General features: G+C 58.7%; 10 protein-coding genes. 1 reads left to right on the top strand and 9 read right to left on the bottom strand.

Going from position 1 to position 13758, the window contains the following annotated elements; genetic code table 11:
* Positions 1-1143: a MexC family multidrug efflux RND transporter periplasmic adaptor subunit gene (locus ACIQYU_RS11415; RefSeq protein ID WP_402799811.1), complete on the bottom strand. Its 1143-nt coding sequence runs from the start codon at positions 1141-1143 to the stop codon at positions 1-3.
* A gap of 219 nt (positions 1144-1362) precedes the next feature.
* On the opposite strand from ACIQYU_RS11415, the gene ACIQYU_RS11410 reads away from it, so the two are divergent.
* Complete coding sequence (locus ACIQYU_RS11410; protein ID WP_402799809.1) at positions 1363-1605, top strand: DUF2158 domain-containing protein; 243 nt, start codon at positions 1363-1365, stop codon at positions 1603-1605.
* A gap of 530 nt (positions 1606-2135) precedes the next feature.
* Here ACIQYU_RS11410 and ACIQYU_RS11405 read toward each other — a convergent pair.
* The 8 genes from ACIQYU_RS11405 to ACIQYU_RS11370 all read right to left on the bottom strand — a co-directional run bounded on the left by ACIQYU_RS11405 (position 2136) and on the right by ACIQYU_RS11370 (position 13474).
* Positions 2136-3350: a PucR family transcriptional regulator gene (locus ACIQYU_RS11405; RefSeq protein ID WP_402799806.1), complete on the bottom strand. Its 1215-nt coding sequence runs from the start codon at positions 3348-3350 to the stop codon at positions 2136-2138.
* Between the two features lie 117 nt (positions 3351-3467).
* On the bottom strand, positions 3468-4430 hold the full coding sequence (locus tag ACIQYU_RS11400) for a WD40/YVTN/BNR-like repeat-containing protein (protein WP_402799803.1): 963 nt from the start codon (positions 4428-4430) through the stop codon (positions 3468-3470).
* 9 nt (positions 4431-4439) lie between these two features.
* Positions 4440-6854, bottom strand: coding sequence for an RND family transporter (locus ACIQYU_RS11395; protein WP_402799800.1), 2415 nt, complete (start codon positions 6852-6854; stop codon positions 4440-4442).
* Between the two features lie 8 nt (positions 6855-6862).
* On the bottom strand, positions 6863-8509 hold the full coding sequence (locus tag ACIQYU_RS11390) for a DUF1302 domain-containing protein (RefSeq protein ID WP_402799797.1): 1647 nt from the start codon (positions 8507-8509) through the stop codon (positions 6863-6865).
* 26 nt (positions 8510-8535) lie between these two features.
* Positions 8536-9957 (bottom strand): DUF1329 domain-containing protein, encoded by a 1422-nt coding sequence (locus tag ACIQYU_RS11385; protein WP_402799795.1) that lies wholly within the window; start codon positions 9955-9957, stop codon positions 8536-8538.
* A 468-nt stretch (positions 9958-10425) separates the two neighbouring features.
* Positions 10426-11103, bottom strand: coding sequence for a hypothetical protein (locus ACIQYU_RS11380; RefSeq protein WP_402799792.1), 678 nt, complete (start codon positions 11101-11103; stop codon positions 10426-10428).
* A gap of 51 nt (positions 11104-11154) precedes the next feature.
* On the bottom strand, positions 11155-12522 hold the full coding sequence (locus ACIQYU_RS11375) for an NAD(P)/FAD-dependent oxidoreductase (RefSeq protein WP_402799789.1): 1368 nt from the start codon (positions 12520-12522) through the stop codon (positions 11155-11157).
* 64 nt (positions 12523-12586) lie between these two features.
* Positions 12587-13474 (bottom strand): phytanoyl-CoA dioxygenase family protein, encoded by an 888-nt coding sequence (locus ACIQYU_RS11370; RefSeq protein WP_402799786.1) that lies wholly within the window; start codon positions 13472-13474, stop codon positions 12587-12589.
* Positions 13475-13758 lie beyond the last annotated feature (284 nt).

Below are 13758 nucleotides of genomic sequence, written 5' to 3'. Positions count from 1 at the left end.
TTAGTGCGCCGCGGCCTGTTGCGCCTGAGCCGGCGCCACGGGCATGCCAGGGGCCAATCCGGCCGGGCTGCCGACAATGACCTGGTCACCGGCACGCAGGCCTTCGCTGATCTGCCAGCGCGAGCCTTGCATCACGCCAGTACGCACGCTGCGTACCTCGGCCAGGTTGTCGGTCCCCACGACCATCACCCGTGCCATGCCGTCGCTGCCACGCTGCACTGCCCGTTGCGGCACGAGGATGGCCTGCTGGTCGGTGCCCTGCGGGGTGCGCACACGCACATACATGCCAGGCAGGAGGATGCCGTCGCGGTTGTCGAAGCGCCCGCGCAAGGTGACCTGACCGGTGCCACGGTCGACCGCCACATCGGTGAACATCAGCGCGCCCTGGCGCTGATAGTCGGTGCCTTCCACCTGGGCGCTCAGAGCCTTGTCTTCGCCACCTGTCAGGGCACCTTGCTTGAGCGCCTGACGCAAACGCAGGGCATCGGCGGCAGACTGGGTGAAGTCGACATAGATCGGATCAAGCTGCTGGATACGCGCCATCAACGTGGCGTCGCCCTGCCCGACCAGCGCACCTTCGGTGGTCAGGGCACGACCGATGCGGCCGGAAATGGGCGCGGTTACTGTGGCATAGCCAAGGTTCAGGCGTGCGGACTGCACGTCGGCCTGTGCTGTACGCACAGCGGCCTGGGCACTGCGCAGCTCGGCAGTGGCGCTATCGAAATCTTGCTGGCTGACAGCTTCGATCTTGACCAGGGGCTTGTAGCGCTTGACCCGCGCCTGAGCCTCTTGATGTACCGCCTGAGCACGCGCCAGGTCGCCTTCGGCGCGAGCCAGGGCCACCTTGAATGGCTCAGGGTCGATCTGGAACAGCACGTCGCCGGCCTTTACATCGGCACCTTCTTCAAAGCGTTTGTGCAAGACGATACCGGCCACTCGGGCACGCACTTCGGCTACCCGCATCGGCTCGACCCGGCCAGGCAACGTCGAGGCCAGCGCCAACTGTTCGGTCGTCACCGTCACGGTCTCCACGGGCATAACCGCTGTAGAGGCGGCCTGTGGCTCCTCGCCCGCCCCGCAACCGGCCAACGCCACCGCAGCGGCTAGCAGCCCACTCATCCCTATCGCATGTATCTTGCCCATCACTCACCACAGCCTTGATTGAAAACGACCCGAATGATACCTTCGAGGCGTTAATGAGTCAAATATGTCTCATTAGGCTCATAAAAGGCCATGCGGCGTCTGATCTCAGCCGTGCCTCGTTAAAACGTCTTGGCGGCAGGCGTCGCGACCTGAGCCCCTGCGTTCTCCAAGGCGTAGCAAGCCGCCCACAGATAATTGCAAGCACAACAGAGGTACTGGATGAAAAACTTGTTTAGAGATGACGTCGTCACCATGAAAAGCGGTGGTCCTCTGATGACTATCATAAACATCAGACAGCTACGTTCAATTTCCGGCTTTCCGACAACGACCTTTGCTTTATGTCAATGGTTCGAGAATGGCACACTCATGGAGAAATGGTTTGACAGTGTCGTTCTGGAAACTGCAAAAAATGTGTTGTGGTATGTCCCGATAAAGCACCGGGAAACTGGCAAAAGCACCTAATACACTATTACCAAGGCTGAAACTTTGTGATCGATATTGCCAGCGTCGGCATCTTTCAGTCTGGATGCGACACCACGAACATGGCCGATTTACCACGCAATCGCCTACCCTATTACATCTTGTGCAACACCTCTAGATTTCCAGCGTGTCGACGTCGAACATGACGATCCTCCCGCGGCAGCAAAAGCAATAAGGCACTGGTAGGAGGGTCAACGTTATGAACGTTGCAATGGCAAGCTCGCCGATGAACGCATAGGCCATAGGCCCCTTGAAACTCTGAGGTGATGCGGTTGGATAGGTGTCCCAGTCGGCACAATCGCCATGACCATACCATCAAGCCGAACGGCGCCATTACCAGCGCCAGGAACATTCGCAAAACTACGTAACTGCACCATCAACAGCACGCACATTACCAACGCAGGCAGCCCTCCGCTCAATGCCATACACGACGTTTGGGCCAACTCTACTAACTGATTGGACCGGTGATCATGCTTGCTAGCGACGCGTGTTCCTTCGTCAATGGCGTAGTGTTACCGGTGGACGGAGCCATCACATTCGTTTGGCATAAGCGTATTCCAGAGCAACAGCTCAAGCGCAGCGGCAATCTGGATACGATGGTCGGCAAAAGAAACCGGCAACAGGCCTTGGGCACGCTCCAACCGGCGCAGCAGTGTATTGCGATGAGTACCCAATACTTCGGCGGTCTGGGTGATATTGCAGCCATTGGCGAGAAAAGCATGCAACGAGTGCTGCAGCACTGTAGGCTCCGTGGCCAACCGCCCCAGAGTACTCAAGACGAACTGCCTGGCCGCGCGGGCGTCTTGGGTCATCAGTGACACCATCCGCACCTGATCGATTGTGGCAACGGCGGGGGCTCCCGCCAAACGGCCCATCAGTCTCTGAGTGGTCAATGCTTCCATATGTGAGCGACGGAAGCCGTTCACACCTGTACCCGGGGAGCCGATTGCCACGCGGATCTTCGGAAACTGTCGACCTATGTCCTGCAGCATGCTCAAGTCCAGCGGTTTTGCTGCATTGCTCCAGACCCAGAGGGTAGCAGGCCCCGCGAACACTATCAGGGGCGCCACCGTGCCAGTGAGTTGAGCTAGTGTGCGCGCCACATCCTCCAGGGGGCGGATCTCCGCTTCCGGGCTTTCGCTCCAGATCAGGTAGGCACAGTGCTTTGGTAAAAGACTGTAGCCCAGGCGCCTGGCAAACTGCTCCGCATCTATATCCCTGCCGTCGAGCAACCGACTGACCAGGCTGCGTTTGTCGATCGGGTCGTCATGGGACTGGGCGCTCTTTTCTTCCAGGATGATCTGGGTCACCACCCGCATGTTGCTATCGATGAATTCCGAGATCGACTGCGACGAGACCTTCAGGAACTCTTCGAGCACCACGGGATCCTGCGTCAGGCTGAACGCCATTTTCATCCACAGTTCCCAGGCTGTGTTCTGCGTCGACCTTGCGACATTCATCAGCAGTTCGGACATCCCTCTGCGGGCGAGCTCCCTGGCCGTGTCCACCATGTCGGTCGAGACGTAGGGTTGCACCGGCTCTCCGGGACGCTGCATATTCGCGTTCGCCCAGTGCAACAACTCCGCCCGGTTTGCGCGTCGGCACGCTGCGAGGATCACAGGGTCCTCCAGCAGTTTTGCATCTTCCGGCGAAGACAAAAGCGCCTGATTGAGCCGCTCGACCCACTCCGGCGGCAGTGTCTGAGCGAGCTCGGCACCTTTACGCATGAGCTCACGAACAGCTTCCGACGGTCGTGGCCAAGGGGATGGGGTACTGCTCATGGAAGTCGCATCTCACTAGGTACATAATGCGGGTTGGCCGGTTGATAACTCCCGGCCAGCCCTTCACTCAAGATAGGGCATTACCCCGCGACGTGAAAACAGAACCGGCGTGCCGTCAGAGTTGAACAGCGCCGCCGTCAATGACAGACCATCAACCGACTGCGATTCCTCGAAACTGGCCCCTCCATTGCTGCTCTGCACTCTCAACCCATCCAGACCAACCGCCAATACCCGAGAGCCGGCTACCACCACCGAAGTGACAGAACCCTTGCCCTGCGTTGGCACTCTGCGAAAACGCTTGTCATCGGCAGAACCCAGCAGCAGGGTGCCACGTTGGCCGCCCACTAGCAGACGCCCATCGGCCAAAACCGCGCCCGACCACAGGGTGCCTTCGTAGCCGGTATCCAAGTAATGCCAATTTTTCCCGTGATCGTCAGAATGCAGCACCTTACCGTGCTCCGCTGTGGCATATACGGTGCCGCGGTTGTCGGCAAAAAGCCCCATCAGGTTAAGGTCAGCTCGCTTGGCCCCGGGGGGAGCTTGCACCGGCTGTTCGGCCCACGTCTGCCCCCCGTCTTCGGTCGTCAGCACCAACGACCAGAGGCCTACCGCAACACCCTGTCGGAGATTGAAGAAGTGCACAGCAAACAGGGGCCGATCTTCTTCGGTGGACAGACGCTGGATCTTCCACGATTCTCCGCCATCGACGGTGGCAAGGATCGCGCCCCACTGACCAACTGCCCAACCATGCTTGGCATCTACGAAGGAGACCCCCGTTAGCGGTGTGGACAGCGGTACCGAGCGCGCTTGGCGCCACTGTTTGCCCTGATCGTCTGATAACAACACCACCCCGTGATCGCCAACGGCAACTGCACGCGCCCCGGCCCACGCGGCGTCGAGCATGGTGGCCTGCGTGGCATTACTCGACAGTGTGGCCGGTACGGCTTCCAACGTCGCGGCCTGAAGCGGGAGCAACGGCAGGGCTGCGGCGACGATGACCGCAGTAAATGAACCTATCAATCGCATGCTTTCTCCTCAGTGCACCAAAGTGCCGATCATGCGTACAGGGCGTTTACGCGGGAACATCCGCTCCAACCAGACGGAAAAGGCAGGCAGCACGGTCATGGCCATAACCATGTTGACGATGAACATGAAGGCGAGCAGCTTGCCCATGTCGGCCTGGAACTTGAGCTCCGAGAACGCCCAGGTTGCCACGCCCACAGCCAGCGTAATCGCGGTAAAGATGGTGGCGACACCCACCTCGAGCAGCGCGTGTTCGACCGCCTTGGTGATTGGTTGCCCGAGGGCCTGGTGCAGCTGCAGGCGGTTGTAGATGTAGAAGGCGTAATCGACGCCAATACCCACCGCCAGCACCATCACCGGCAAAGTAGCGATGGTCAGGCCGATCTGCAGCTCTTTCATGAACCAGTAGCCAATGAATGTGCCGATGGTCAACGGCAGGCAACACACCAAAACCGCTCGTAGGTCGCGATACACGACGAACACCAGCAGCGCGATGGCGGCATAGACATAGAGAAGCATCGGAGTTTCGCTTTTTTCCACCTCCTCGTTGATCGCTGCCAGAACGCCGGCGTTGCCGGAAGCGAGCCGAACCGAAATGCCTGGCATCGGCTGCTCGCTGCGGAACGCCTTCACGGTGTCCACCACCTTGTTGATGGTCGTGGCTTTGTGATCGGCCAGATAAAGGTGTACCGCTGACATGCTGCAATCGGTCCGCATCAGCCCGGGCGTGCGAGCAACCTCGGTAGCCAGCGCCGCATAGTTCATCGGGTCGATGGGCACGGTTGACATCTTCGGGTTCCCTTCGTTGTAACCCTCGTTGAACTGACGCATGTTGGTCGAGAAGGAAGCGACAGAGAGTACGCCCGGCACCGCCTGCATGGTCCACACGAAGCGATCCTGATAGTGACCCAAGGCTACATCTTCACAGGCCACTTGGCCGTCTTCACCAGAAGCGGACTTGTTGACTTCGAAAACCACGCTGAGCCAGTCGAGGCCAATGTCGTAATTGCTGGCGATAGAGACTGCATCGCGATTGAAACGCGAGTCCTCTCGCAACTCCGGAGCGCCCGCCTGCAGCGTGCCGACCACACGGTCGTGACTTTGCCAGATCGACACCAGGAACAGTACCAAGGCCGCACCAAGCACCCACTGCGCCTTGCGCGGCTCGGCGAGTCGAGCGAGACCACGTAGCCAACGGGTGCGCCGCTGCCGGGAGGCTTCCTGCGCAGCAGCGTATTTGTCATCGACGCGAAGCATGGACGCTATCAACGGCAGCATCACCAGGTTGGTGACGATCTTGTAGGCCACGCCAAGCGATGCCGTGATAGCCAGCTCACGTACCATCGGGATCGGGATCAACAACAGCGTCACGAAGGACACCAGTGCAGTCACCAGCGCGAGCGTCCCGGGAACCAGTAACCCGGTGAAGCTCGAACGCGCCGCCTCTTCGGCGCTCTTGCCGATCGCGATCTCGCGGACGATGAAGTTGATTTGCTGCACGCCATGGGAAACCCCGATGGCGAATACCAGAAAGGGAACCAGCACCGCCAGCGGGTCAAGCCCGTACCCCATCAGGCGCAGGCTGCCGAACTGCCAGACCAACGAAGCCAGCGAACAGACCAACGCCAACAAGGTGAAACGCAGCGAATGGCAATACCAGTACACTGCCCCCGCCGTCAGCAGCAGCGCCAGCAAGCAGAACTCCAGCACCGCGGAAGCGCCATCGGCGATGTCACCGATCTGCTTGGCGAAACCGATGATCTGGATTTCAAAATTGCCATCTTCGAACTGCTGACGAATCTCTTTCTCCAGACGATGGTTGAACGCAACATAGTCCAGTTGGGCACCTTGGGTGTCGTACTCGTTGAGTTCTACCGTGATCATGGCGCTGCTCTGATCACGGGAGACCAGCGTGCCGATGAAGCCGCCCTGGGCAGTGGAGCTAGCGATCGTCGCGATTATCTGATCATCCAGGTGCTCGGGGGTAACCGTCCCTGGTACCAGTGGATCTGCACGAAAGCCCTCTTCAGTGATTTCATTGACGAAGGCGTTGGGTGTCCATAACGAACGCACGCTGCTACGCGAAATACCGGGGAGGAAGGTCACGGCCTGGGTGACGTCATACAGCCGCTTCAGGCCAGAGGGGCTCCAGATATCACCCTCTCGGGCTTTGACCACGATAGTCAGCCGGTTCGCCCCCAGCAGGTCGTTGCGGTAGGCCTCGAATGTCTTTATGTATTCGTGGCCTATCGGCAATTGTTTTTCGAAACCGGCATCCATGCGCAGTTGCATGGCAAACCAGCCCATGATCAGCGTGAACACCGCCAGGCTCGCCAGCACCAGCCTGTGATGCCCGAACAGTACACCCTCGACACGTGACAACAGGCCGCGTGCCGGGGCTTCAGATAGCTTTACAGAACCGTTCACGGCAGGCCTCACAAAGTGCGGGATATCGCGATGCCGACATAATCGCGGTCACGATAAAGCTGATCGTAGGGAGTCTCGCCGCCCATGAACTTCGCGTAGTTAAGGGAAATCTGCCAGCTGGCTGGATTTCGCACAAAGTTCAGGTACAGGTTCATGCTGCTCGCGTCTTCGGTGAAAGTCGCGCTCAGGTTCGGCGTTCGCCCGCCCAGTGAGCGCGAATAGAACACGCCTGGGGTAACCTGCCAGCCCGGTAGCAACGTGCCGTCATAGGTCAGGCTGAAGTCGAGGTTGATGCCTGACGAGGTCTTGTCACCCCGGGACTTGGGCGCTGTCGAAGGGTCCAGCTGCCAGGTATTCAGTCCGGCGGCGAGTGGCTCGCCATTGACCTCATCATGCAGCCCTGGGTATTTGATGACCACCAGCTCGGACAGCAAGGTGCCCGTGCTGGCCCCGGTGAAGTCGAGCAGTGTCGGGGAGTTGGAAGGCGTGAAGCTGTAAAGGCCGGTGAGGTGCCACTGCAACTTCTTTTCGTCCTTCCAGCATTTGCCACCATTGCTGGAGCACAGGTCGATGACTGGGTTGAGCATCACTGAATCCTTCGGCCGGTATGACAACTCCGTACCAACCGCCCAGTCACCGATCGGCATGTTGGCACTGATGCCATACATCATTCGATCTTCCTGATACTCCCAGGTGGGAGCTGCTGCGAAGGTGTTCGGGTCAAGGATGGCGACCCGTAACGACGGCAACTTGTCGTGATAGCGCATCACGTAGAAGCCATAGTTGATGTCGCTGTCCTCCGGCTGCCAGCGCAGCGAAAGGCCCCACTGGCCGCTATTGCGGGCGTCCTTTTCGGAGAACCCATAGTCCCCGCTGCCCTCACCCAGCGCATTGTTGTTGGACCAGTAGCTGCCTACCGGTGGTAATTCGCTCTTGTTCCACCGGAACTGATAGTAGGCCTCGATGTTCACTCCGGAGCCCAGGCCCGAGGCGACACTGAGCATCGGCGCCGGAAGCACGGCCTCCTTGAGCTGCACACCGGGGCGCGCCAAGGCTTGGTAGTCGTAAGCGTTGGTGTTGTTGATACCACCGGCCACGAACAAGCTTTCGCCCCAGTTGATCACCTGGTTACCCAAGCGTGCGCGGACCCGCTGGCCGCCCACATCGAAGCCTTTGCTCACCCACAGGTCCAGCAGGCGAGCCTTGAAGGCGAGCTCGTCGCGGGCATCGTCGCTGAGCCCGTTGCTGCCGACGCTCTCGGGGGTGTTGAACGACAGCGTGCCGGTGGTATCGGTTGCGGCAAAGTCACGGATCCAGGTGCCACGCGCCATGAAGGTGACGTCCTCGGGCATCTTCAGCAACAGCTCATGGGTGCCCTTGAGGTAGTTGGTGAACATATCGCCGCGGTCGTAGTTAAGGTCTCCCTGATCCGCCACGCCGGAACTCTGCGCCAGGCAGCCGGAGGGCACGTTGTGCCCGGTCGGCCCCTGGTTGATCAGGTTGCAGCCGCGCGACTCCGTACGCAGGCCCATGCCTGCGGTGATGGTGGAGTCGAACGAGCCATGGAGGGTTTCGGTTTCAAAGGTAAACCCCATTGCCAGTGGGGTTGCGCACACGATGACAAGGCCTGAGGCTTTGCTAATTATTCTTTTCATGCTGGCTCTCGATCTGACGTCGTTTTTTAGCGCTCGCTGATGGCTCGCAGGTTATCCGAGGTGAAAAAGTCGCGTTTCAGGCGTGGGCTGCTACCGTCCTCGGTGAGCCAGCGGATATCGTTCTTGCCGGCGCCAATCGAGGTCATATCGAACAGGTAACGGCCATCGACCAGGTTGTACTGAACCTGTGCCTGCACATCGCAGGTGCCGGTCTCGTACACAGGAATCGAGAATCCTTCACGGACTTTCCAGATCTGCCCTTGCTTGTCATAGTCCACCGCCAGCAACGGGTTCCAGCTGTCCTCGTCGATATAGAACATGCGCTTGGGCGCCTGGTGGCGCATGCCTTGACGGACATTGGCCTCGACCACCCAAACGCGGTGCAGCTCGTAACGTCGCGACTGCGGCGCGATAGAATCGTTGCCGGCGAACGTTTCCACCTTGGCGGCGGTGTCATAGGCACCGAACGCGTTGTACGGCACCAGCAGTTCCTGCTTGCCGACCAGCTTCCAGTCGAAGCGGTCCATGGTGCCGAAGAAGACGTTGCCCTCGTCGACCGTGTATTGGTTATCCAGGCCGATCTGCGGCGCGTCGTAGGAGTACGACGGCATGCGCCGCACGCGACGTTGGCCGGGGAAGTAGTAGAAGGTCGTGGCTTGCTCGCCGGCCACCGCCGTCTGCACAGCCGACTGGCCGGCCAATGCGGCAGGCTCCAGGTAATTGAAGAAGGTGGCGTTCTCCAGGCGCCCGACGGATGAGAAGAGCGTGTTGCCTTTCTTGCCCCATGGGGTGAAGAAGAAGGTGTCGGTGGACTGTCGCAGCCACTCGCCGCCTTTGCGCGGCGAAATACCCGAAATGCTTTTCGGGATTTCGACGCCAACGCCCCGATAGCGCATCTTCATGTTCCACATCACCTCTGCGCCGTTGCTCGGCATGGGGAATGGGGCACCGGGCAGATGAGCTTCCTCGAGGGCCAACCCACTGTCATCCAGCTTGGCAAAGCCAATGTTCTGCCGGGTGTTCTCAGCCACGAATTCCGGCACGCCGCAGGTACGGCGTGTCGGATAGACATCCATTCGGTAGCCTGGAATCTTCTTGAACAGTTCCAACTGAGCGGGAGACAGTTTGCTCGCATGCTGCGCCACGTTGCCCGCGTCGATGCTGTACAGAGGTTTATCACCCTTGAACTTCCAGTGCTCGCCTCGCACTTGACCATAGCTCCAGCCCGATCCTTGCGGGCCCGGGGCAGCCCAAGCCGGAATTTCCCCGCTTGAGCTGGCGGCGATCTCACCGCCCAGCGGTGTCAGCTTGGTACCCAGCGCCTCGGCCCCCTGGGATGCGGCCTGAGCCGTGCAGATCGCGGTCGAAGCCGCAAGGGTAACCAGCATCTGCCTGAACATACGGCGAGCGGACATTTCGCCTTCCGTCCGTGCTGTGACTTCTTTCATTGGGGAGATCCTCAAACGTTGGGCCTGGACTGGCCGCGCGATGTCCCGTCTGGGAAAACCGGTGGCCTGCCACATCTTGGTCACTAGACATAGTCAATTGACCATGTCATCTGATCATAAGGCAAGCTATATGCCAGATCACATGATTTGCGGTTTACACCAAAGAAATCAGCAATTTAGAACTGCATGGCGAGCTCTTATACACCAAACGCCTGCACCAATTTGGGAACTAAGGAAACACGTGTTACCCAAAGAGGCTCTTTTTGGGCGCAACACTTAATCGGTAGCGCAAATTAAGTTGAGCATGCCCATAAAGTCTGCCTGCAACTAAGCGCGTGAAGCGCGCCCATAAAAAAACCGCCCCTAAGGGCGGCAAAAAAGCAGGCCAGCGGCCCGCCATGGAGTAAACAACTACCAAGATTTAATTATTAGCCCGCCGGGCATGAATTTTACTTGGACATCAAAACTTCAACGAACCGGTATTGCAGAAGCAGAGACATTTTTTGAACGCTGAAGTGCACCATAGGCATAGAACAACTGCGCGATTGTATAAGACCAGGTCAGGAAGGCGCAGGTCATAAAGATCATCTTGGTGTCATCCCCCGGTATCGGGAAAAAGTCATAGCGCAGCGCAATCGTCAGCCCTGCCGCCGCGCCGACAAGCGTGGCTAGCGCGTGCAAACTTTCGCCGACCCGTAGCAATCGCCAAGTAAAATAGAGCAAGTACACCGTATAGAACGCCCACATCACTAGGTAAAAATAAGGCAGCACTACTTTGAATGTGTTCGACAAAAAATAGATCGCTGCGACAGTAAATGCTGCTAAGAATAAGATGAAATCCTTGGCCGGCGATGGCTTGTAATTATGAGTGACGGCCATCAAGCCGAGCACCCCGATGATCGGTACGCCAACTCCACGGGAAAACGCATCAAGAAAAATGGCAATGCTGTAGTTAGCCTGCCAGCCGGTGGCAATGAAGGTCGTGAAATTCGTTGCGGAAATACCCACAATCAAAAACTCCACCCCAAGTAGATAATTCTTACGCTTGACGAGTGCTGCACCATAACTAAGTCCGCACACGACCAACAACAGGCACGAGACCAACGCAATGACATCTATTAGTTCCACGATAACAGCCTCTGTCATCAGGCAGTGCCGCTTTTTTATACGAGCACTTGCCAATGGTATAGATTGAATTCAGCTTTTCCTGGCCCTGGCTCTGCGTACTTTCCTATCGGTCCAAGCATCCAGCAAACTTGCCGCCGCAAAGGCAGAATGAACAGCGCACCATTGCAACGGCTCTGGCAGCATTGATGGCGTCTTGTGCTGAAGCGCGGCCAGTAAATCAGGCGCCTTGCCGTTGATTTGCGCGGCAAAAAGCGATCCTACGAGCGATTGTGTGGCCAGCCCATGACCTGAGCAGCCGGTGGTATAGAAAATATTCCGCTTCGCGCCCATTGCACCGATCATCGGCAGGAAGTCATAGGCGCCACTGACATAGCCACTCCAGCAGTGCTGCACGGCAAGACCCTGCAAGACGGGATAACGCTCGTGGAGTACCTGTGCCAATGCCCGGTAGGCGCCTTGGTCGGGAACGTTAGGCGTCTTCGAACCATAGGCGTAGCCCAGTCTCTTGACGGTCAACAGCAGGGTGCCGTGCGCCGTCAGGCGATGGCTTTCCATGGTGTAGTGCGGCGTGATGATCCCTTCCCGCGCCTGCCACCCCAAGTCAGCGAGCTGCTGGGGGGAAAGCGGTTGCGTTTCTATTGCCGACACCCGAATCGCCGCGACCTTGTTGCGCAACACCCCCAGTTGAGGAGTGTAGGCATTGGTAGCCAGGACCATGACTGGTGCAGTCGCGCTGCCGTGCGCAGTCTTGCAGGTGATGACCGATCCCTCGCTGAATGAAAGCAAGGGCGTGCGTTCATAGAGTTTCACGCCCGCTGCGATGGCCGCACGCCGCAGACCACCGACGTATTTGCCGGGGTTAAGGGTACCGCCGCACTGCTCGGTGCCGAACAGAAAGGCCGGTGGAATCCCCCGCGTGCGCATCTCGGCCGCATCCACGAAACGGGACACCGCTCCCAGCTTCTGGCCCAGCGCCATGTTCTGCCGCAAGCGCTTTTCCTGGCAGGGATGAATACCTGCACGCAGCACGCCCGAAGGGTTGTAATCACAGTCGATTGCCAACGCCTTCAACCGGCCCTCCACATAGGGCACAGCCTCGTCGTAGAACCTGACGAACTGGGTAGCCTGTTCCACCCCCACGCGCTTGACGAACATATCGTACTCGATGCCCATGCTGCCCAGCAGGTAGCCGGCATTGCGGCCGCTTGCACCGAAACCGGCGAATTCCTGCTCCAGTATGATGACATCCGCTCCGAGCGCTCTCAGCTCCAATGCTGTGGAGAGGCCAGCGAAGCCGGCACCGACGATGATCACATCAGCCTGTGCATGACCTTCGAGCATTGGCTGCAGGTCGCTTGGCCGTTCCAACCAGCCGCCCAGGGTGCGAAATTTCAACGGTGCCGCGTCACCTTGGCCCGGGTTGTTCAACGCGTTCATCCATACACTCCCAGAATACCGCCCCCGTTATCACCACAGGTCACCCCATGGCGGCTTGGGATTGTCAGAACCCTTTGCCCGGCTCGGAGAAAGCGGGCATGCCCAGAAGCTCTTGCGGATCACGCATCTGGCCGTCAATTTCCACCCAACCAAGCAGTGTGGAACTGGCACTCCAGCCCAACAGGCGCTGCATTTCGGCCGGCAGTTGGCGAACCCGTTCGATAGGAAGAGACAGGAAGTGGTTTTCTTCCAGACGCAGGAAAGCCAAGTCATAGGCCATGGTAAGGCCGGTGCGGGCGTGCTCTGAGATGTTCGCCCCTCCACCGTGATACACCGAGCCTATCCACAGCAATGCAGAACCCGCCTTCATCTCTGCCGCAACGGTTTCTTCCTGGGTTGGCATGCGCTCGTCATCCCAAAGATGACTGCCGGGAATGACTCGTGTGGCACCGTTCTCTTCGGTGAAATCCGAGATTGCCAACATCATTTGCAACCGGGCCTCACGCCCGTACTGGGGATGACGCCAAAGCGACGTAGCATCGTCACGGTGCAAGGGCTGCAGTCCTTGGCCCGGTCCGATCTGAATTGCCTGAGTGATACTCAGTTGTATATCCGGCGCCATCTCGATCCGGTCACTGCCTACCCAGACGTGGGTAGGCGTTTGCAGGATCTGCCTGGCTGCTCCGAGGAACAGCGGGTTCATCGCGACCTCTACAGCCGTGTCGCTTCGCCCGATAATCCGAGCTACACGCCGGGTTTGCGTGCCCGCGAAATACGGGTCCACGCCGCACGGTGTGGCATTGAGGTAAACGTCGAGTTCATCGCTGAGGGACTGCAGCGTGGCTGGGGAGATCAGGTCGGAAATAATGACCCCACCGTCGCGGCGGATAACCTCAACCACCTGCTCGATGGGAGTTTCATTGCTGAGCGTCGAGAGTTTGCGTGTATCCATCTGCTTTGTACCTGTCTGGTTTTGTCATTGTTTTATCCAGCGAAGCTGGGGAACTCGGCTCAACCCACCAGTGCCGACCACAGCATCCCTCCAGATGCCCTTGCGCGATGCTGCGGTGTCCGGATGCGAATTCATGATTACCCAACATGGTCATTTGATCAAGTCGTATGACTAAACTATTTTCAGCGCTGCTTGGCCAGAAAAGATGGGATCGCATCGACTCATGGATCGCGGCGTGCCCTTGCGATAGCATTCGACACCGTCGGCGCTGGACGAATGAGCCG

The sequence above is a fragment of the Pseudomonas sp. NPDC096925 genome, assembly GCF_044762545.1.
Classification (GTDB): Bacteria; Pseudomonadota; Gammaproteobacteria; order Pseudomonadales; family Pseudomonadaceae; genus Aquipseudomonas.
Note: the sequence above shows the minus strand (reverse complement) of the source record. Positions and strands in the feature narration are given on the sequence as shown.

What these genes read in the sequence shown, in the direction of transcription:
- ACIQYU_RS11415 (WP_402799811.1), bottom strand. Translation starts at nt 1,143, where the DNA reads ATGGGCAAGATACATGCGATAGGGATGAGTGGGCTGCTAGCCGCTGCG.
- ACIQYU_RS11410 (WP_402799809.1), top strand. Translation starts at nt 1,363, where the DNA reads ATGAAAAACTTGTTTAGAGATGACGTCGTCACCATGAAAAGCGGTGGT.
- ACIQYU_RS11405 (WP_402799806.1), bottom strand. Translation starts at nt 3,350, where the DNA reads ATGCGTAAAGGTGCCGAGCTCGCTCAGACACTGCCGCCGGAGTGGGTC.
- ACIQYU_RS11400 (WP_402799803.1), bottom strand. Translation starts at nt 4,430, where the DNA reads ATGCGATTGATAGGTTCATTTACTGCGGTCATCGTCGCCGCAGCCCTG.
- ACIQYU_RS11390 (WP_402799797.1), bottom strand. Translation starts at nt 8,509, where the DNA reads ATGAAAAGAATAATTAGCAAAGCCTCAGGCCTTGTCATCGTGTGCGCA.
- ACIQYU_RS11385 (WP_402799795.1), bottom strand. Translation starts at nt 9,957, where the DNA reads ATGAAAGAAGTCACAGCACGGACGGAAGGCGAAATGTCCGCTCGCCGT.
- ACIQYU_RS11380 (WP_402799792.1), bottom strand. Translation starts at nt 11,103, where the DNA reads ATGACAGAGGCTGTTATCGTGGAACTAATAGATGTCATTGCGTTGGTC.
- ACIQYU_RS11375 (WP_402799789.1), bottom strand. Translation starts at nt 12,522, where the DNA reads ATGAACGCGTTGAACAACCCGGGCCAAGGTGACGCGGCACCGTTGAAA.
- ACIQYU_RS11370 (WP_402799786.1), bottom strand. Translation starts at nt 13,474, where the DNA reads ATGGATACACGCAAACTCTCGACGCTCAGCAATGAAACTCCCATCGAG.